Source organism: Chitinophaga sp. RAB17, from assembly GCF_052114225.1.
Lineage (GTDB): Bacteria > Bacteroidota > Bacteroidia > Chitinophagales > Chitinophagaceae > Chitinophaga.
In genome coordinates this window covers 41,279-63,054 of the sequence record NZ_JBFREI010000005.1, presented here as the reverse complement: position 1 = coordinate 63,054, position 21,776 = coordinate 41,279, and the positions used below count along the sequence as shown (strand labels likewise).

At 44.0% G+C, this 21,776-nt stretch carries 10 protein-coding genes; 4 read left to right on the top strand and 6 right to left on the bottom strand.

From position 1 onward, the window contains the following. Nucleotides 1-112: 112 nt before the first annotated feature. Nucleotides 113-3,193 (top strand): glycosyl hydrolase, encoded by a 3,081-nt coding sequence (locus AB4Z08_RS18090; RefSeq protein ID WP_441575168.1) that lies wholly within the window; start codon nucleotides 113-115, stop codon nucleotides 3,191-3,193. 123 nt (nucleotides 3,194-3,316) lie between these two features. Here the strand turns inward: AB4Z08_RS18090 and AB4Z08_RS18085 are convergent, their stop codons facing one another. The 4 genes from AB4Z08_RS18085 to AB4Z08_RS18070 all read right to left on the bottom strand — a co-directional run bounded on the left by AB4Z08_RS18085 (nucleotide 3,317) and on the right by AB4Z08_RS18070 (nucleotide 10,788). After that, on the bottom strand, nucleotides 3,317-4,414 hold the full coding sequence (locus AB4Z08_RS18085; protein WP_441575167.1) for a DUF4998 domain-containing protein: 1,098 nt from the start codon (nucleotides 4,412-4,414) through the stop codon (nucleotides 3,317-3,319). A 27-nt stretch (nucleotides 4,415-4,441) separates the two neighbouring features. After that, nucleotides 4,442-5,623 carry a DUF5000 domain-containing lipoprotein gene (locus AB4Z08_RS18080; protein ID WP_441575166.1) on the bottom strand — a complete coding sequence of 394 codons (1,182 nt, stop codon included), beginning with the start codon at nucleotides 5,621-5,623 and terminating at the stop codon, nucleotides 4,442-4,444. A 24-nt stretch (nucleotides 5,624-5,647) separates the two neighbouring features. After that, nucleotides 5,648-7,534: a RagB/SusD family nutrient uptake outer membrane protein gene (locus AB4Z08_RS18075; protein ID WP_441575165.1), complete on the bottom strand. Its 1,887-nt coding sequence runs from the start codon at nucleotides 7,532-7,534 to the stop codon at nucleotides 5,648-5,650. A gap of 65 nt (nucleotides 7,535-7,599) precedes the next feature. Next, on the bottom strand, nucleotides 7,600-10,788 hold the full coding sequence (locus tag AB4Z08_RS18070; RefSeq protein WP_441575164.1) for a SusC/RagA family TonB-linked outer membrane protein: 3,189 nt from the start codon (nucleotides 10,786-10,788) through the stop codon (nucleotides 7,600-7,602). Nucleotides 10,789-10,886: 98 nt separating this feature from the next. Here AB4Z08_RS18070 and AB4Z08_RS18065 point away from each other — a divergent pair, with 98 nt between their 5' ends. After that, a complete protein-coding gene (locus AB4Z08_RS18065) occupies nucleotides 10,887-11,108 on the top strand; it encodes a hypothetical protein (RefSeq protein WP_441575163.1) in 222 nt (73 codons plus the stop codon). Between the two features lie 425 nt (nucleotides 11,109-11,533). On the opposite strand, the gene AB4Z08_RS18060 is transcribed toward AB4Z08_RS18065, so the two are convergent. Beyond that, nucleotides 11,534-12,277, bottom strand: a complete 744-nt coding sequence (locus AB4Z08_RS18060; protein ID WP_441575162.1) for a LytR/AlgR family response regulator transcription factor — start codon at nucleotides 12,275-12,277, stop codon at nucleotides 11,534-11,536. 2 nt (nucleotides 12,278-12,279) lie between these two features. Then, the gene (locus tag AB4Z08_RS18055; protein WP_441575161.1) at nucleotides 12,280-15,399 is read right to left on the bottom strand and encodes a histidine kinase; all 3,120 of its coding nucleotides are present in this window, start codon (nucleotides 15,397-15,399) and stop codon (nucleotides 12,280-12,282) included. A gap of 1,456 nt (nucleotides 15,400-16,855) precedes the next feature. Between AB4Z08_RS18055 and AB4Z08_RS18050 the strand changes: the two genes are divergently transcribed. Beyond that, nucleotides 16,856-20,257, top strand: coding sequence for a SusC/RagA family TonB-linked outer membrane protein (locus AB4Z08_RS18050; protein WP_441575160.1), 3,402 nt, complete (start codon nucleotides 16,856-16,858; stop codon nucleotides 20,255-20,257). 39 nt (nucleotides 20,258-20,296) lie between these two features. Beyond that, nucleotides 20,297-21,769 (top strand): RagB/SusD family nutrient uptake outer membrane protein, encoded by a 1,473-nt coding sequence (locus tag AB4Z08_RS18045; RefSeq protein WP_441575159.1) that lies wholly within the window; start codon nucleotides 20,297-20,299, stop codon nucleotides 21,767-21,769. The last annotated feature ends 7 nt before the right edge of the window (nucleotides 21,770-21,776 follow it).

The following is a 21,776-nucleotide window of genomic DNA, read 5'->3' as shown; positions in this document are numbered from 1 at the left end:
TGGTGTACCCTAAAATAGTAATACCATATTGAACTATTTTAATGTCAAATATAGCTATTTATAGCCTAAGCCACTGAGTACCTTTGTTGTGACATTAACAACTCAACAAAGCATGATACCGAAATTAACAGAGAACAGAAAGATGGCGGTGATTGACGGAGCCCCGGCAGGATTGGTGACAGCGTTTAAATTCCTGGCGAGCTTTCTTTATATTTTTTGTATCCTTCTACATGCAGATGCACAGGTAAAAGATTTTAAAGCCGGTTTTATTCATCCGGCCGATGCATATAAGCTTGGTGTATATTGGTATTTTATGGACGGTAATATGTCTGCAGAAACGATTACAAAGGATCTTGTGTCTATGAAGAAAGCGGGCATAGGCAACCTGATTTTCCTGGAAGTGAATGTTGGTATTCCCAGAGGGCCCGTTGATTTTTTGAGTAATTCCTGGACATCACTTTTTGTTCATGCTGAAAAAGAGGCGCGTCGTTTAGGTATAGAAATTACACTGGGCATTGGACCTGGCTGGACGGGAAGTGGAGGCCCCTGGGTGAAGGCCGGGGAATCAATGCAGCACCTGGTATCCAGTAGGGTAACGGTATCCTCAATGGACCATCAGCCAATTGTTTTGCCGGTGCCAATGCCGAAGCCACCGTTTTTCGGAGAAGGAAATTTAACGGCTGAAGTGAAGAGAGATTGGTTGAATTATTATAAAGATGTAGCCGTTTTAGCTTTCCCGCTTACAGAACAGCAAACACCAATAGCCGATTATGAAGAAAAGGCCCTTTATTACCGCGCCCCCTACAGTTCCGGTACAGTAAGATCGCATCTATCGTCTCCTTCGCATGCAGCGGATCATAAAAATGCGGCGATACAAAAGAACGAAATCCTGGATCTGACCAATAAAATGCAGGCAGATGGGACACTCAATTGGTCTCCGCCCTCCGGCAAATGGGTAGTGATGCGCTTCGGCAGTAGAAACAATGGCGCGATTACCCGTCCCGCACCTGTTCCCGGTTTGGGTTTTGAATCAGATAAGTTTGATACCACTGCTTTAAACAACCACCTCAATGCCTATGTAGGAAAGCTGTTAGATAAGATCGGTGCAGTACAAAAGAGCGAGGGTGGTGGATTAAAGCGGTTGCATATGGACAGCTGGGAGATGGGTGCGCAAAACTGGACGGCAAACTTTAGAAAAGAGTTCAGGAAGAGAAGAGGCTACGACCCACTAAAATATTACCCGGTTTATTCCGGTAATATTGTTGGGAGCCTGGAAGAAAGTGAACGCTTTCTATGGGACCTCCGCCAAACTGCGCAGGAACTGGTGTTGGAAAATCATGCGCAACATGTTAAGCGTTACGCTCAGCGCCATCAGTTATCTTTATCTATCGAACCCTATGATATGAATCCAACAGCCGATCTGGAACTGGGGTCGGTAGCAGATGTTCCGATGGCTGAATTCTGGAGCAAAGGTTTTGGTTTTAATGCTACCTATAGTGTTATTGAAGCTGCCTCTATTGCGCATGTGATGGGGAAATCCCTTGTTCCTGCTGAAGCATTTACTGCCCAGGATAATGAAGCATGGAAGCAATATCCGGGTTCCATGAAGAATCAGGGCGATTGGGCATTTGCGGCAGGTATCAATCGTTTCGTTTATCATACTTTCCAAAATCAGTTTCTTCCGGACTCGCTTAAACCTGGCGCCACAATGGGCCCATATGGTGTTCACTGGGACCGTAGCCAGACCTGGTGGCCAATGGCAGACGCTTATCATACATATGTTAGCCGCTGTCAGTATCTTTTACAGCAAGGACGCACCGTTGCGGATGTATTGTATCTTACCCCCGAGGGATCACCACTTGTTTTTGTACCGCCGGCTTCGGCTATTTCCGGTGATGTGATCGGGGATCGCAGGGGGTACAATTTTGATGGCTGCTCTCCGGGGCAATTAATGAAGGCTGCCGTGAAGCAGCACCAGGTTGTTTTTCCCGGTGGAGCTACTTATCAATTATTGGTTTTGCCTGCCTATGCATCTATGACGCCGCCATTACTTACTAAAATTGGAGAGCTGGTAAAGCAAGGAGCTACTGTGGTGGGGAGTCCGCCATTAAGGTCGCCCAGCCTGGTAGATTATCCGGATTGCGATCGTAAGGTGGAGTTGTTAAGTAAAACAATATGGGGCGCACTGGATCCACCCATGAAAATAACCTGCAGGAATTATGGAAAAGGTCAGGTGATTTGGGGAGGAGCGATTAGCACACAGATCGATCATCTTTATCCTTTTTACGAAGAAACTGCCGGCATATTAAAGTCAAAAGGATTGCAGGAAGATTTTCAGGCCGATGGGCCGATACGATATACGCATAGAACAGAAGAAAACCGGGACCTTTATTTTGTATCTAATACCACCGACAAACCCATTAAGATACTCGCGCAGTTTAGAACAATAAAAGGCGCTCCTGAATTATGGAACGCAGTCACCGGAAAGATAAGTCCATTGTATGAATTTAAAGTGGATCAGTATAGCACCACCGTTCCTTTGCAGTTAGCTGCCTATGAAAGTTGCTTTGTGTTATTTTCAAAAGAGAATAAGTGGCTACCCTCCGGGATTCATAAGGAGACGATGCTCAGTACACTATTGACATTGGATGGTTCATGGGATGTATATTTCGATCCAAAATGGGGAGGGCCGGCACATACGATATTTCACGAATTATCAGACTGGACCCAAAATAGGGATGATGGTATTAAATACTATTCGGGTATCGCATCTTACCACAAAAAATTTGACCTGACATCAGCCCATAAAATGAAAGGCATATCACCGCTGTATCTTGATGTAGGGAACCTGAAGAATATTGGTAGGATTATGGTAAATGGAAAGGATCTGGGCGTGGTATGGACAGCTCCCTGGAGAATTGATATCTCCGAGGTGGTGAAAGAGAAAGATAATGAGCTTACCATCGAAGTGGCCAATCTTTGGCCCAACCGGTTAATTGGAGACGAGAAAAAGCCATTTGATGGTGTAGTGAATGAGCAGTGGCCGGAATGGCTGTTGAAAAATCAGCCGCGCACAAGTGGGAGGTATACCTTCACCAGTTATCAGCCCTATAAGGCAGACTCGCCGCTGCTTGAATCCGGGTTAATGGGGCCGGTGACCATCGTTCAGGAAGTAGTGAAAGAGATAAAGTAAAAAGAAAGCAGGTCACGAAAGAGGAACAATAAAAAGGCTGTCATCTTACTATTGCCTGTTTTTTCACAGCAACGGTAAGATGACAGCCTTTATTTTATCACAGGCTATCTTGGCATTCACCTGTTAAAAACCAAACGCACTGATATCTCCTAAAACAATATAAGTTTGAGGACCACTCAACCCAATGAGTTTAAAATATCTCGCGTTGGGATGAGTGGGTATTTCATAGGATTGTCCATCGTTAATGGTACGGTTGAAGTTAAAAGTACCGAGATCGGTCCAGTTGACATTATCGGTACTTGTCAGCAGCTTAAAGGTATCACAGGCCCTGTCATCATCTGTTTTCCGGTATAATGTAAACGAGGTAATGGTGTGGAGTATTCCCATATCTACCACAAAGAAATGCGGATAGCTGGAATTACCCACCCATGCATGCCAGCGTGTATTAGGGCTTCCATCGATGACATTGGCAACGAGGTTTTCATCACCGGGATGTTGACTGGAGAAATCTATGATGCGCCAGTTCTTAGGACTAAATAAAAAGGGTTTACTGGTTACATAGTCCGTATAGAATGTATCAATACTTAATGAATCAGGAAGGTAAACTGTCCGGTACTGATAGGTAACCCCGGCTTTCATATCTGTAATAGTGGACGTTGCATTGCTGGCAGGGAAACGCTTTACCTGCGCTATACCTGCCATATTGATATATTTTACATCTGTGGCATATGCGCCGTTTGATATATCGGCACCACCCCATTTCACTACGATGGAATCTGCATACAGGATACCTGCATCTACCGGGCGGCTCAGGAGGCTGGACTGGTATACTTCTCCGTAGCTTGCGCCAAATATTTCTACCGGTACAGAAACACGTCCTTTGGTATCATAGGTTTTAATGACGAACGAATAACTTTTTTCCGGTAAATTATTAATGGTATAACTAATCGTATCTCCGGTAGGAGGAATATTTACTACAGCAGAATCCCCATAATTATTCCAGAAGATCTTAGCACTTGTGAGGGTAGGATCTGCACCTCTCAGCCAGGAAATCTTCACCCGGTTACGGCCGGCATTTGCTACCGGACTATTCGCTTTCCCGGGGTATACAATGCCATCCGGCACTACAAATTGTTTATAGGTGCTATCCATTTTTTTGCAGGCGGTCAGCATCACCAGTATCATGGATATTATCGAAGTATAATAAAAGATGTTTTTCATCTGCTTCTTTTTAATTTAAGAAAAATGTTAAGGTACCTGTTGGCCCCAGAGGTCCACTTCTGCCATCACTACCTGTCCGGACATACTATAGGTTTCCAGCGTTTTAAAGCGGATATAGCGTATTGCCGGCAAGAGGCGATTGAAAGAAAAATCTTCGCCCTTAAACCATGCGTAGTTTTTATCTTCTTCCGTTGTTTGTCCTAAAGGCAGTCCGGAAGGTTTAAATGAACTGAAGCTACCCAACAGTTCCCAATGCTCCCAGCTGCCATCAGGACTGGGATCATTTGACCCCCATACTTCAAATTTTTTGACGGCGGAACCGGCATAAAAGTGATCGGCTTCCTGCTGATGTTCCACAAGGCGACTTAGCACTACCTTCTTACCCAGATCGATCGTCACCCATTGTGGCAGTACAGACTGGTTGGTAGATGCAAATATGCTGCGGATGTTATTATCCCATAGTTGTTCCAGCCTGTATCCTTCCGCCTGTAACCAGCTGTCTGTAGGCAGGCGTAACGCGCTCCAGGTAGTTTTAGGAATTAACTCTTCATAAACCGGCTTCAGTGATTTGATTAATGTATCAGATCTGTTACTCCAACGGTCTCTTACGAAGACCGCAAATTTTTTAACCGTGGTATCAAATCCTCTGACGGAATAGGTGCCTAATGGCGCGCCGGTATAGAAGGTGTTTACGGTAGTCCAGGTGTTTTGCCCGGTAGAATCCAGCATCAGCGCGATGGCCAGATTATCTTTGGCGTCGTTTTGGAAAGAGATCTGTACGCCGCCAAACGTAGCATTCATGGTGATGGAAGAAAAAGTAGACAGCACAGGCGGTCGTAATGGTTTCACTAACAGTTCCACTGGCGCCGAAGCCTTTTCATTTTTACCAACACTGAATAGTTGCACTCTATGTACGAGGGTATCACCAAATCCAATCAGGTGCAGGGTATCGGTATAATAAGATGCTTTAGCTTCCCTGAAAACACCTGGCTGCATTTCATATACTGCTTTTACATAAGACAATTGCGGGTCTGAGGGAAGCTTGTAGGTAAGTATAGCAGCGCCCGGACTTACGGTCACCTTTACATTGGTAACGGGGGCAGGGGCGGGAGCATTTCCATCGGTGTAATTTATCCTGCTTTCTTTTTTGCAGGACCAGCCGGCAACAAAGAGGAAGAGGAATATGATCATGTAATGTAGTTGTTTCATGTCCTTATTTTTTATTCGGTGATATTACCAACCAAGGTTTTGTACTAAACTTTTATCCGTGGAAAGGGAACCTTCGCTGATCGGCCAGAAATAATTTTTTAATGCAAATGTTTGATTGAAGATCGTTTTAGGCCGATAGTAGCCAGACGCTGTTTCCTGTATCAGATCCCATCCCTTTATCGGCCTGTTGAGCACAGATTGTGCTTCTTTCCAGCGGCGGAGATCCCAGAAGCGTTGGCCTTCAAATGCCAGCTCAATCAGCGTTTCCTGGTGGATAATATCGCGCATGCCTCTTTGTGAAGTGTATTTAACAGGATTGTTGGACCAGGTAGACCAGGAGGTTTCAACGGATGCCAGTCCTGCGTGTTCGCGTACCAGGTTCAGGTAATTATTCACTTCTCCGCCCGGTCCTTGTGATTCATTTAATGCTTCGGCATATAAAAGATACAAGCCGGATAACCGCATGATAGGCCAGGAATAGGAAGTAATAGAGTAGTCGTTGCCTCTTCCAATCACATTCTGATAATGAACGGCTTTTTTGAGGTAGTAGCCGGTAATCGATCCGTAGCCAGGTTTACCAAAACCGTTTCTTTGCCTGTATTTACCTTCCAGGTAGAAGAGGTCGTTGTAGTTTTTGTCATCGTAACGCCCTTGTCCGTACCAAAGACCACCATCAAAACCTAAATCGGCATAGAACCGTGGTTCCCTGTTAAAGTTTAAATAGGCGGTAGTATAGCCTTTCCACACATGAAATTTGTCAGCTTCGCCGGCTACTTTCAGGTTAAAGCGATTGGCATAATCCCAGCTTTTATCTTCTGTAATGGGGACACCGTGATTGGAATAAAACAGCTCCGCCATATGCAGGGGAGGCGATAGCTGGCCTTTCACGGCGGTGATATCCCTGTTGCCCGGATCTATATAGGTAGTGATCAGTTGTTGAAAGCCGGTGGAATTGGTTTGTGTATTAGCCCAGATAATGCCGCTGTTCCATCTCTCACAAAAAGCATTGCGGATGCTTAGCTGGGTCATAATGGTATCAGAAAGATTAAACTGTTGAAAGTCCGGGCGGTATTTATAGAGCTTCATTCCAACCTGGTGACAGGCATCTATAGCTTTTTTACAAGCCGCCGCAGCAGCAGCCCATTTTGCCTTGGAAAAGGTGGGATTGAACAACAGGGAACCATCACGGTTTTTAAGTACAGCTTCATCGCTATTGCCATTAAACAATGGACTGGCGGCATACACCATTACTTTTGCTTTTACAGACAGCGCAATAGGCATCGTAACGCGGCCGAGTTCATTGGCAGGGTCTATGATCGTGGCGGGCAGGTCGGCGGTTGCTTCGTCTATCAATTGCAGCACATAATCGAAGCAGGAGTCCACGGGTGAGCGGGACAGTTTAATATCGCTGCCGTCGGCATTGATGGGTACATTGGTTTTCATTAAAGGAATGGGCCCATACATCATTACCAGGTAGAAGTTGTAATAGCCTTTTAGAAACTTCACTTCTGCTATCCAGCGTTTTCTTTCTTCCTCTTTCAGATCCGGTACTTTGGCAATATTTTCGAGGAAGATATTACAGTCGCGGATGGCTCTGAGATAGAATCCCCATCGGTCGCCCAACGGTCCCACTACATTCTGCAATCCCATAGCCATGCTAAAGAAGCCGCCTTCTGTAGAGAACCGCCATAATTCATCACCGCCTACCATGGCAGGGTCGTCGCCAAGGTCACCGTTTCTGGGGATATAGGAATAGCAGGTAAATAAATATTTCTTCGCTTCTATGCGGGTAGTAAAGGCGTTGTCGAGGGTGGCCACATTATCCGGTACCACATCCAGGAATTTCGCGCAGGAATTACATGCGAATAAAATAAATAACAGGAGCGCCCTTATCGTTATATTATCTTTCATGGTGCTTTTTATTTTACGTTATTAACAACAGCCGGTTATCACATGGTGCCGGCAGGTGGTTGTTATTAATTGAAGTTCAGGTTGAGACCTATGTTAAACACCCGTTGAACCGGGTATCCCAGGCCATTTCCTCCCATTTCCACATCCCATAATTTGAATGAGCTGAAGTTTAACAGATTGGTTGCATTCACATAAATGCGGCAGGTGGTGGTATGTAATTTTTTCTGCCATCTGTTGGGAATGGTGTAACCCAGTTCAACCTGTTTTAGCCGCAGAAATGAGCCATTGCGCATAAACCAGGTGCTGGTTTGCGCATTGTTCCGGCTGATATCAGGACTGAGCCTGGGCCAAAGTGCATATACGTTTTGGCGATCTTCTGACCAGTGATCATCGGCATAGGCTTTCAGCAGTTGATTCTGCAGCGTGTTGTTGATGTTTTCTCCAGCATATTTATAGGCGGCAAAAGGAGAGGTAGCTTCCGGATCTATCCAGAAGGATTCATTGTCCAATCCCTGGAAGAAAGCAGAAAAATCTATATTCTTATATCCCATCGAGAAACCAAAGCCGTATACTATTTCCGGTACAGTAGGATTACCGATGGCCACTTTATCTGCTTCTGTGATCTGACCATCGTGGTTTACGTCCAGGTATTTGATATCGCCACCACCGTACCGGCCAAAGTTTTGTTTGGGCGAGTTCGCCGCTTCGGCATCGTCAACAAATAATTTTTCTGCGATGTAGCCAAATGTCTGGTTAAGAGAATAACCGGTATGATAACGATAGGATTCATCATACTTTGGTTCTTCATAGTTTTTATATTTACTGGTGGCATAAGTAAAGTTGCCCATAACAGATACCCAGAAATCCTGTTTAAAAAACTGTTTATAGTCCATGGAAATATCAACGCCTCCTGCTGTGGCAACACCCACATTTGCCTTGACAGGTACAGCGAAACCGGCGGCTTCCGGAATGGTACGGGTCATCAGGATATGATCCCGGTATTGGGAAAAATATTCGGCGGTAATATTTAGTTTATTAAACAGGCCCAGTTCCAATGCAAAATTCTTTTGTTTGGAAGTTTCCCAGGTAATGTCCGGGTTGGCATAACGGGAGATAGAGATACCATTGAGCCGGTACATATTCCCCGGATCGCGCCCAAAGGCGGCGCCTCTGCCATCATTGTTCATATTTACGTTCGACAAATAAAAGAACCGGTCCTGCGGGGAGCCGATCGCATCATTTCCGATGATGCCGTAAGTGCCTCTCAGCCGCAGATTGGAGACCACTGTTTTAAGCGGTTCAAAGAATTTTTCGTTGGATATGGTCCAGGCAAGTCCTACGGAAGGGAAAAAGCCGAAGCGGTTATTTTTATCAAAACGTTCGGACCCATTATAACCGAAATTGATTTCTGCAAAATAGCGTTTATCATAGTCGTAACTGGCCCTGCCGGATAATCCCACATTCCTGAACGGGAGCGATTGCTGCAGATCTCCAGCATTGGCATTTAACCGGTTTTGTAACATAAATACCAGCATGCCACTCACCGAGCTTTTATTAAATGAGCGGTCATAATTCAATCTTGATTCTAGGTAAAGAGCCGTGCTGATGGTTTTATCTCCTTCTCTATACCCCAGGTATTCAGTACCATCATTGGGATTGGTGTTGGTAATAAAATACTTGTTGGATAATTTATCATACGCATCCATCTCGTACCAGAAAGGATTATAGAAACGGCTTACATCGAAATAAGACGTTCTGTTGGTATTGATCATGCCACTTGCTGCGAGTCCGGGAGTGATGGATTTCAGGTTTTGTTTCAGTTCAATTTGTGCCAGCATGAGGGATCGGGAATAATCTTTATATCCCTTCACCATTTCGGCATAAGGATTTATGTATTGTCCTTCATCATAATTTCCAAACATGATATGCTTCACAAATTTATGGTCTTCATCTGCCGGGTAATAGGCGGGGAACAGTACCGGGTTGGATCTCATCACCTTCTGGTACATGCTGGCGCCGCCATCTACGGGGCCTGTATAATCATCGAAGTTGCCACTCAGGCGAACGACCATTTCGGTGCTGTTCGTCAGGTTTATATTCACGTTTGAGCGGAGACTATAGCTGCTTAAACGGATATTGTTATTGAAATTATTTCGGTTGTCTACTTTCATGAGGCCATTGTCCCGGTTATAAGCGCCGGATACGAAATACCTGGCCACACCGCCGCCGCCGCTCACACTCAGGTTTAGCCGCTGGTTCATGGTATAATCTTTAAACATCTGCTTTCTCCAATCATTGGCCGGATAAGCAGTAGGATTGGTGCCTGCTGCAGTATTATCTATTTTTTCTTCGCTATAGGGAAGTGCGCCCAGGGGATCGCGGGTAAGTACGGCCTCATTGGCCAGTTTCATATAGGTCACCGGGTCGGCCAGCTCAATATTTTTAGTAGGTGCCGAGAGTGAATTTTCAATGCGGAAAGCCAGTTTGGCTTTTCCAACAGCCCCCTGTTTAGTGGTGACCATGATCACGCCGTTTGCAGCCCTTGATCCATACAGGGCGGTGGCACTGGCATCTTTCAGGATAGAAAAGCTGGAGATGTCATCTACCTGCAACCGGGCCAGATCTGTGGTGGTTAATTCCACCCCGTCTATCAGAATTAAAGGATCTTTTTTATACCCGAAAGTGGTAACACCGCGGATAAAAAACTGTGCGTTGTCCAGGCCAGGTTCACCACTTCGCTGAAAGGCGATTACACCCGCTGCGCGGCCTGCCAGTGCGGTGGTGAGATTGCTGGATGGTATTTTAAGGTCTGCGGGTTTAATGGTGGTGACTGATCCTACCATGTCGCTTCTTTTCTTGGTACCAAAGGCCACTACCACCACATCTTTCAGCTGACTGGATATCGACTGCAGGGTAATGTTAATGGTGGACTGGTTACCTACTTTCACATGCTTTTCCACAAAGCCGATGTAACGGAACACCAGGGAGTCGCCGGGATTGGCCTCCAGGAAGTATTTACCCTTTTCGTTGGTAGTGGTGCCTTTTTTGGTGCCGATCACCTGTACTGTTACGCCAGGGATAAGGGAGTTATCGTCTGATGAAGCAACGATACCGGTAATGATGACACGCTGTTGTGCTAGTGAAAGGCCCCCGGATAATAACAGCGCAGTTATCAGGAAGTGCCGCTTGTTAAATAGTCCATACCAGAATAGGGGAAGAAAAAATGTTTTCTTTCTGAACGTAGAATTCTTCATAGCGTTAAGCTATTTACAGGTTTGAAAAGAGTGAATGATGAATGTGTCGCTTTAAGTACCGGGATACGGTTGTTTCTATAATACCGTGCTGTTGAATTTTGGTTGATCGGATGTTAACGGGCATTCCTTCTCCAGGTCAGTTTGAAACGATCGTAACTCATTACCGGTATTTCAGCCGGTACAAAGCTGCCGGAAGTCAAACCGACAATATGATGAAAGAATGCCTGATGCTGAATGATAAGATTGCCGACGATAAGCCAGTAGCATCACCGCATATTGATTGGTTGCATAGTGGACTACATAAGATTATTGGTCGTTGATGAATAAAATACTTTGATAAATCGATTCAGCACAATGCGCGTCTAATTTGAGCAGTGAAGGAAAAGAAGAATTTTGTTTCCTTACACCCTACATAACATGTTTGGTTGCTAGTACATTTTTTAATTTACTATTACTTTTTGCGAAGAAAGTGTTAGCAAAATAAAGAACTAATTCTTTTTGATCATCCTGTACCGTCCTGTTCCGGGTAATCGGGAGGTACTGTTTTGGGGAAGAAATGATGGTACTGCAAGCCGGAGAGGGATCTGACGGGAGTTTGTCGTCACTCGTGCGAGATGGGGTTACAGCTGCCGATGGGCCAGGATGACTGGATAAGTTGGATGGACGGGGACTTTATCAGTAAATGGATCCCAATGATTACATCAGAGACGTAGAGATAATGTGGGGGATTTGCTGTTGTCATCTTTTATAACGTATTCAGAAAATCATTTTTGCGTCGTTGGGAAATTTCCAGTTTGATGCCGTTTGACATGGTCACGTATCCGCTTTTTCCTTTGATATAGCTTTTGATGAAGCGCAGGTTGATGATAGTGGATTGATGTATGCGGCAAAAATTATTTGCGCTGAGCAGACCTTCATAATATCCCAGGCTACGGGAGGAAATAATTTTGGTATTATTGGCCAGGTGAAAAATAGTATAACTTCCTTCTGACTGGCACCAGATGATGTCTTTCAGGTCCATGAATTCATACCCGGTAACTGTAGCAATACTGATTTTTCTGTCCTGGCTGCTTTGTTGGATCATATTGTGCAACAGGGTATCGATGTGCTGATGCCTGGATTTTTCATTTATCCTGGTCCTTACCCGGTCGAGTGCATCTTTGAATTCATTCATACCGAGTGGTTTTAGTAAATAATCAACGGCTGCAAATTTAAATGCTTTGATGGCGTAGTTGTCGAATGCAGTGATAAAGATCAGCTCAAAGTTGCGGGAAGACAATTTACGCAACACGTCAAACCCGGTGCCATCAGCAATCTGGATGTCCATAAAAACGAGTTGCGGTGCTTTATTTTCAATCAGTTGTACTGCTTTTTTAACATGGCCTGCTGTTCCGCATATTTCCACATCGGGCGCAAATTGCTGGATCAGGTCACTGACTACCTGTCTGTTTTTTTCATCATCTTCAATCAGAATGGTTTGTATAGTCATAACTAATCATTTAATATCGGAAACGATACACGAACAGTAGTACCGTGTTCGGAAGGGTTGTTCATTCCTTTGTCCGATGTAGCCAGCAATATTTTATCTTTTTGAATAGCATTGATGATATCGATACGGCTTTTGGTAATACCGGTACCTAATGATATATAGCCGGGGAAACTGGTTTTCTGAGCGGCTATGGAGGCATTCATCCCAATACCATCATCATCAATCGTGCATACCAGGTAATTATTTACCCTGCTGAAACTGATGATGATATTCCCCTGTTTATCCTCCAGGGGGGTGATGCCATGTTTAATCGCATTTTCTACATAAGGCTGAATAATCATAGATGGGATACTGATATCTGTAGGGTCAAGATCAGCGGCCACTTCAACCACATAGTTCATCCGTTCACCCAGGCGTACTTTTTCCAAATCCAGGTAGAGTTCCAGAATTTCTAATTCCTCTGCCAGCGTGATGTCGGCAGCAATGCTATATTGTAAAATATTTCGTATCAGTTTCGAAAATTTATATAGATATAAATTGGCATTTGCGGTATCGGCTCGTAATATATGATGTTGTATTGAACCTAAGCAATTAAAAATGAAATGGGGGTTCATTTGTCCGCGTAGCACCTTCATTTCCAACTCGGCCATTCCTTTTTTGATCTGGTATATTTTATCTTTTTTACGCTGTTGTATCCGGAAATAAATATAAACGGCGCAGCCTATCAGGATGGCAGTGAAAAGATAAGTACATAAAATAAACCAGAATGTTTTCCAGAATGGAGGAAGAACGGAAATTGTCATCCTTTTTACCGGATTACTTTTATTGCCCCAACGGTCTATAGCCCGTACTTCAAAGGTATGGATGCCAAAAGGTAAAGTCGAAAACTCCAGTACATCAGTAGCAGTACTGGTCCAGTTGCTATCCAGGTTTTTAAATCTGTATTCGAAAGTGGTTTGTTTGCCGCTCCGGAAAGAAATACCGGACAGTTCTATGCGTAGTTTATTTTTCTTATAATCTATGGCAATGGTGTCGGAAGGCACTATTGCCTCCGTTCCTCTTACTACCGTATTAATATTGATAAGAGGCTTCAGCATGTTGTGTGAAGCCGAATTTTTTGAGATAAAACAAATGCCGCTGGCAGTTGCCGCCCATATGTACTGGCCACTGATAGCAATTTGATTTACGTCTGAAGAGATAAGGCCGTCATTTTCAGTGATACTGGAAGTCGTATAAACAGGTGTGTCGTGGTTCCAATGGTAGACTACCCGGGATATACCCCGGTCGGTTGATATCCACGCTGTATTGCCTTCAAAAAGGACATCTTTACACATATCGCTCACTAACCCCTGTTCTTTCCCGATAGTGGTCAGGTGCTCGTTTTTTAATATGCTTACACCTTGCTGTGTGGAGATCCAGACAGCTGAATCCGGGGCAATGTTGATACGATTGATAATACCGCTCAATTGCGGATATTTTTTTCCCAGGTAATGGAGCGAATCATTGGTATAGGTGTATACACCGTTCAGAGACCCCCAATAGAGGGTGTTACCCATGCCAATTATGCAGGTGGTTCTATTGGAAAAAATAGGTCTGTCGTCCCTGGTGTGGGGATTATAGATATAGATGCCGGAACCGCTGGCAAGCGCGATAGAGGTGTCTGATATAACAAAAGCCCCTTTTAAACTGATACCCCAGAAAATTGTTTTACAGATATCATAGGGACTAAGCGTATGAAGACCGTAATCGCTGGCGATCATCAGCTGATCTTTGCCGTGGGGCTGGATGTCCATGATCCGGTTGTTGGTATTGGCGTTGTTCCACCGGGAATATGCTTTACTTTTTAAATCAGCCAGGTTGATTTCAATGATGCTTCCATTTGTAAAACCGGCTACTACCCGTTGTTTACCAATGACCCTGATGGTTTTTACGTCTTTAGCAGCCAGGTTCTGCAATCCTGATAAATAGTAAGCATTCAGATTGGGTAGGTAATATACGCCATCGTTATAGGTGGTAACCCAATAACCACCTTCATGGTCTTTTAATATTGATGTGCAAAAAGTTTTTGGGAAAAACGTTTTGATGCTCCGGTTTGCGGACTGGAAATTTGTTATCCTGAGCAGGCCTCTGTTCCTGGTACAGCACCACAGAATGCTGTCATTTTCGCAGAAAATCGCGTTTATATCGCGATAATCCAATTGCAGCGACTTAATAGTGCAGATTTTTTTTAGTCCCATGCTATCTGCTTCATAGAAGACATCCGTGAAGAACAGGAGTGACCCTTTCCTGGGATTGAAGGTATGCAGGAATTTTATGTTGATGGGGAAATATCCATCAATGCGACTATATGGGAAGGTGCCGGTACTGGTTTGGGTATTACTTTTTATAGTGAGTTTATAGTTATCGTAATCTGCCAGTGAAAAGTAAAAATTGATTTTTTTTTCAGAGGATGCCTTCAGCTGAGGAATCCAGCAGGGGGCATATCCAATGCCGAAAGATTGATAGGTAAACCGCCATGCCCCCGTTTGGCTGGGTGAGGAGTAACAACCGCTATGCAGGTTGACTCCCTGTGTAGTACTGGCATGGAGGAAAATGGAATCACCCTGGAGATCTTCCGTGATAGAAAAAACACCTTTGCAATCATTTAAACTTCGTATGGTGCCGTTATAGCATACCGAGGGGATTCCGGATATGGAGATGAACCACATATTGTTATGTCTATCCAGGTATAACCGGAGGATTTCGTTGTCGGGCAGGCCATTTTCTTTGGAGAAATTTTTAAATGATCTGCCGTCAAACCGGCTCACACCCTGGTTGGTGGCAAACCATATAAAGCCATTTTTATCCTGGAGCGCATGATATATGATAGCCCCGGGCAAACCATCTTTAACGGTATACTGGGTATGTGATGGTTCCTGGCAATATGCCGCGGTACCGAGGAATAGTAGGAATAGTATTAATAGTCTGCACACTACCGGATTTGCTTTCTGATGACCATTAAAATAACGAAAATATAGGAACATATTATGCTTAATAGGAACGAATGTTTTTACTACCGGGTCCGCTACTCTTATAAAATTCGTAAAAACGCCCTTTCGCCCGATAAATATACGAATAAACATATAAGCAAACGGTTATGTATCGAAAAATGCCCTTAAAGATGCACTTTGTTTTGTTTTTAATGCAGTTATAAAATGGCATTTTCACCATTCAGGGAGTACTTATACCTTGCTATGAATTGAGCGATTTTTTATACCTGAAATAGCCCAAAACGATTACCTTTTACCATTTTAGAAAAAAAATATCATTGAGTACAACCACCAGGAAGGAAGCTCCGAAAAAGAAAAAACAGCAATCATGAATTGCTGAAGTGGCTCCTGAATCTGATCATATGTAATTAAATTTTTATTCAATGGCCGGATACATCAATTGACATATTTGATGGGATGAAGAGGGTAGTCATCATGCTACTTTAAAACTTTGTTATCCATCGGCCAAAGAACCAACATGCGCTAGTCGTGGAAAAGGTTGCCATAACTCCTTCCGCCATTCTAAAGGATAAATGGTTCCGTATTTTGGATGTACGTTTCAAACAATCATTCACAAATTGGAATATAACAGTAATCATTCATCCATGTACTAGCGTTTATCCGTTTACCAAACAATAGAGGACATTGAAGAATGTCCTTTGTTGTTTGTCTGTTTTTTTGATGAAGTATTTGATGAAGCACGTTATTGTTCCTGTTTCCCCACCCCAATGTATTATTATCAGCTACTGAGGTCCCCTCCGGGACCGGCAGATAACCTTTTACGTACATTTTTTTATCTTGATAAATATAAGACGTGTAAAAATAACTCCCCCCGCTTTCCTCTTGCCACAATGGGTCTACTAGAGGAGAAGGTCTTACTGATGCGATATTTGGTCCCATTCAATGGCGGTTCCCGCATTAAACCGGCAGTGAAAAAATGGTAGTTCCGATACTGGAAACAGGGTCCGGAATTAAAGTATCCTTTGCCGCTGCTGTAATAAAAGTAAATTCAATTGCGTTCCTTTTTGTATATTTAATTACAAAGAAACCTATGGCCTATGTAGTAAAGTTACATACCCAATTCTTGTAGTTTTTCAACCTGATCTAAGTTGCCTGTTCATCATAATTCAGATGTACCTGCACATTTTTTAAGCAATCTGTCCTTTGGGCCTGAGCACAAAGTGTGTAAACCCAGTTTTGCCAGGTGTTTCGCCGGCATAAAATCGTAGAATTTTTACGTCATACGTAAACCTATATTCGTTATTCATTGATTTAAATGTCAACCAAAAATGCATGAACATTTTAGCCCAACAATCAGTAAATCCAATTCCGGACTTGTGTATATGATCCCGTACAGCTGCGTCTGAATAAGGATATACCAGACTTGATGACTTAGTGATACCAGCGTAATTTTTCCAGGCTGATGGGCCCGGGTGGCGGAGCTATGTCTATGCTTATTTTTTTAAGGTTATGCTGTTCTGTTGCCCTGACGCATGGCATATTAACCTCTTTACCTATTCATTCTTGTACTAAAATATATCCGGAATTTATGAGAAAATCTACAACACAATTTCCCGGCCTATGCTGCGTAGTTTTGGCACAATTGCTATGCAGCAGTACTGTGTTTGGCAGTTCTCCGGCCAATGTACCCGGTCATGAGAGGATCGGGTATGCCAACATGCATACTGCCGCAATTGACCTGCGGGGAATGGTGAAAAACACAAAAGGCGAAGCGCTTATCGGCGCCAGTATTAAGGTGAAAGGAACGTCCCAGGGAACAGTAACAGATCAGAAAGGTACATTTGTATTGAATGGCCTGGCTCCTGGTGCAGTACTGATCGTATCCATGATTGGATATGAACCCAGAGAGTATCGGGTTGCGGCAGATGCTACTTTCATCCAGATTACATTGGCCGATCAGAAGGCGATGGATGAAGTGGTGATTACCGGGTACCAGACACTCCGGAGAATCGACTATGCGGGCGCTGCGACCTCCGTAAAGGCCAAAGACGTTAAAGTAGCCAGTATTGGTACGCTGGATAAAATGCTGCAGGGGCAGGTGGCTGGTGTGGCTATTCAGAATACGTCGGCAGTATTTGGTACCGCACCCAAAATCAGGGTAAGGGGAAGCGCCTCTATCAGCGGTATCAATGAACCGTTGTGGGTACTGGATGGGGTGCCGCTGGAAGCGCCACTCAACATCGTTCCTTCTGAGCTGTATGCTGGTAATGCCAGGAACCTGCTCGCCAGCGCATTATCCAACGTAAACCCGGAGGATATTGATGACATTACAGTACTGAAAGATGCTACGGCTACTGCCATGTATGGTACGCGTGCGGTAAATGGTGTAATCGTTATCAGTACAAAACGTGCCAGAAAAAATTCCCCCCTGCGTGTGAACTATACCTTTAATGGTACTTACAGCTTAAAACCTTCTATCCTTGATTTTGACGTACTTAATTCTAAGGATCAGATAGAACTTAACGGGGAACTGGGTACGATTTATGAAAGTCTCCTGCAGAACTTTTCGGCGGAAACTTCAGGCCCTTACTTAAAATTGCAGGACCTCTATAACAGACGTGTGATCACGGAAACACAATACCGTAACATGGTCCGCGACCTGAAAACCGTTAATACCGACTGGTTTGATGTACTTTATAAAAACAGTTTCACCCAGCAACATTCTGTCAGCCTTAGCCAGGGTGGTGAAAAGAGCTCCACCCGTCTTTCCTTCAGTTATTACGATGACCCTGGAAAAACGAGAGGCGAATTTGCAAAAAGATATACTGCCAACCTGGTGAACAGCTTTCAGTTTACCAATCAGTTTTCCTCAGAAATTATGCTGAAATATGCCCGCAGGGAACAACGCCAACCAGGTACCCAGGTAAATCCTTTCCTCTATGCAAGAGATGCCAGCAGGGCTTCCAGGCCTTATGGCGATGACGGGCAACTGGAATATTACAAAAAGGGGTATGCCGACTTCAACATCCTGCAGGAAATAGATAATAACTATGTCAATCTTGGTAGCACCGACTTTGCGGCACAACTGAACCTGGAGTATAAAATCACGCCCAGATTAAAGGCGTCTACCTTGTTTAATACCAGGTTTACCAATTCTTCGCTGGATGAAATCATGACCGAGCATTCGAACTATGCACAACAGTTCAGAGCCGATGACTTCAGGATACTGGAATCAAATGGCCGCCTGTATAAAAAGCCCGGATCTCCTTCTTATGAACTGCCGCAGACCGTACTGCCGGAAGGAGGCATCCTCGACAAGGAAACGATCAACGCAAAATATTACACCCTGCGTGGACAATTAGACTGGACCGCTATAGAAACCAAGAATCATAAACTGGCATTGATGGGTGGTATGGAAGTAACGCAGAATAAACAAAGCGCCAACTTCGGACGTAACTATGGTTACAGAAGCGATAGCAAAACATTTGCTTCTTCTCCACTGGCCTATGAGCGCTTATTGGTAAGCACAAATTTACCAGATGATGAAAGGCGCATGTATGGAGGCAGGAACCTGTTACAGGGTACTTCTACCTATGTAAATGACTTTACCAGGAACGCAGTATCTTATTATTCCAGTCTTTCCTACAACTATAAAGGCAGGTATATTTTTGATGCATCGTTAAGAAATGATGCGACCAACGTATCCGGCAGGTCCAGCCGCAACAAATTCCTGCCTACCTGGGCAATCGGTGGTGCCTGGAATTTCGGAGAAGAGCATTTTATGAATGGACTCAATAATGTTGTTTCCAGCGGAAAATTACGGGTATCTTATGGTTTAAGAGGAAATGCCGGTTACAGAGGCCCCGACCTGGTAGCTTATTATACGAACATCGTTCGTCCTTCTTTCCCTGCGTATAACGCCACTGGCGTAGATATTACCGAATCAGAAAACTCCGCCCTGGAATTTGAAAAAGAGTACATGTTCAGCACAGGTATAGACCTGACCTTGAAAGATGCGATAGACGTTACCGTCAACTATTATTCCAGGAAGAATTTTGACCTCGTTGGGTATAAACCCGTACAATCTTCCTCTGGTTATCTGACCAAGTTGTTTAACTGGGCCGACATGAAGAATGAAGGTATTGAAGCTTCCGTGAATATCCGGCCGATTAAAATAGCTGGCGACTTCAGTTGGTCTGGTATGGTGAATGTGGGATATAATAAGAATACTGTATTATCCGATTACCAGGGTAATAATCCTTCTGTATTCGATGCTTCCGTTGGTGAAGGCTTTCCACTAAAGGGCATGCCACTGACCGGCTTGTATTCTTTCAGGTTTAACGGATTAAATGACAGAGGATTGGCGCAGTATACAAATGCAGCGGGTAAAACGGTACTGGGCTTTTCTGAAAGCGACAGAAACCTCGCCAACGTTGTTTACCAGGGGAGCAGGGATCCCATGTATTCCGGTGGTTTTACTTCCAACTTTATGTATAAAAACTTTATGCTGGGCGTGTCTTTTGTATTTAATGCCGGACACGTGGTGCGTAAAACAGATTACTACCGGGACGGAAGATTGAGCAGTATTTACCGCGATGATAAAAATGCTAATGGAGACTTCGCTTACAGATGGCGCGCCAAAGGAGATGAGGCATTTACCAATATTCCCCGCTTATTATTGCGCGATGATATCAATGACTACGTCAATCTTGGATTCTTTGATAAGTCTACATTCGAAACCTATAACAGGTCAGATGAGCGTACTATCGATGCCTCTTATCTGCGTCTTCGCAACATCGTACTGCAGTACAATTTTATGAAGTTTGCGAAACGGTTGAGAATGCAGAACCTTACAGCAGGTCTGGAAGCATCTAACCTGGCGGTATTTGCCTCTAAAAGATTTAATGGTATGGACCCGGAAACATTGTTAACCGGTCTGAATATGCCACCTGTTAAATCGTTTACGTTCAGCCTGTCTGCCACTTTCTAAAAGCGACAGGAAGTCAACCATCAATTAAAAATGAATACCATGTTGAAGACTTATAAAATTAATCACCGTTTTTCCAGATACATAATGGCAGGGGTGTTCCTGGTGTTAGTTACCATGCCCTCCTGTACCAAATTTCTGGAAGAACCAGTAGACAACAGAACGTTGATTACTACTATTCCGGATATGGAGAAAACGCTCAATCAGATACATCCATATTCCGATCATCATTTTACGGACATCATGTCTGATGATTATATCTTCAGAGATCTGGCGGGGCATAACGTAGAGGATGCGGTGCAGCAGTTATTGCCGATTTTTGAGTATTCCATCATCAAACAATCCCTGCCTGCCACCCGTTTTCTAACTAGTGGATTTAATCCGGTAACTGCCTTCAGGAGGTATTATAATGATATCATTAACGCGCTGCTGATCATCAAAAAAGCAGATGAGTACAAGCCGAATAGTCCGGAGGAAGTAAACGCGATCGCCGTTATCAAGGGGAAAGCCATGGGGATAAGAGCCTATTGCAATTACATGCTGGTGAACCTTTTCGCGAAGCAGTATAATCCAGCTACTGCTGATGCCGATGAAGGAATTCCTTTTGTAGAAGCATATAGCGGCGCCCCGGTGACTCCTTACAAAAAAGTAAGTGTTAAGAAGATATATGACGTAATAGAGCAGGACTTATTGAAGGCGCTGACATTGGTAAATGATACAGAAGCGGGTAATCCGCAGTTTACCTTTAGTAAGGAAGCCATTCTTGCATTGCTGGCAAGAGTATATCTGAATAAGAAGGACTGGGATAACTGCCTGAAATATTCAACACAGTTACTCCAAAGACGCAATGTTCCATTGAATGTGGGACAGCTGAGATCATCCATCATTGACTATGCACAGTATTCAAACAGCTATTTTAATCCTGGCAATCCTGCATACATCATGATGGCAAGTAATACCTATCAGCTGATGGCCTATTTCTGGATGGGGATGTATCCTTATCCGGCAGCGCAGCTGATGCGCGATAATGGTGCAGATGATGCCAATAACTATGTGATCATCACCAGTGCATTGTTCAGGGATTTTGTACCGCAAAAGCTGATGATCTTTCAGGCAGCTACTACCAGGAGTGGAAATATGCCATTGCTGACAGTGGATGAAGTGTTATTTAACAGGGCAGAAGCAGACATCGAAAAGAATAATGGTCTTACCGATCTGTCAAAAGCCGATCTGACGTTGTTGATTAAAAACCAGAATTTCTCTACCGCCACCGCCAATAGTAAAATTGCGCAATTAAGCACACTAGCCACACGTAAAGCTGCTATTGACTTCCTGCTGCTGATAAAAAGAATCCGCTTTTCCAGTGAAGGGATGCGTTGGTTTGATATGAGACGGCATAACATACCGGTAACACATGTGGGACGTTCAGGCACCTACAAGATTGATGGAACCAAGCCAGCTGATTACGTGATTCAACTTCCCACAGAAGAGATCACACGCAATCCGGGACTTTAATGAACAT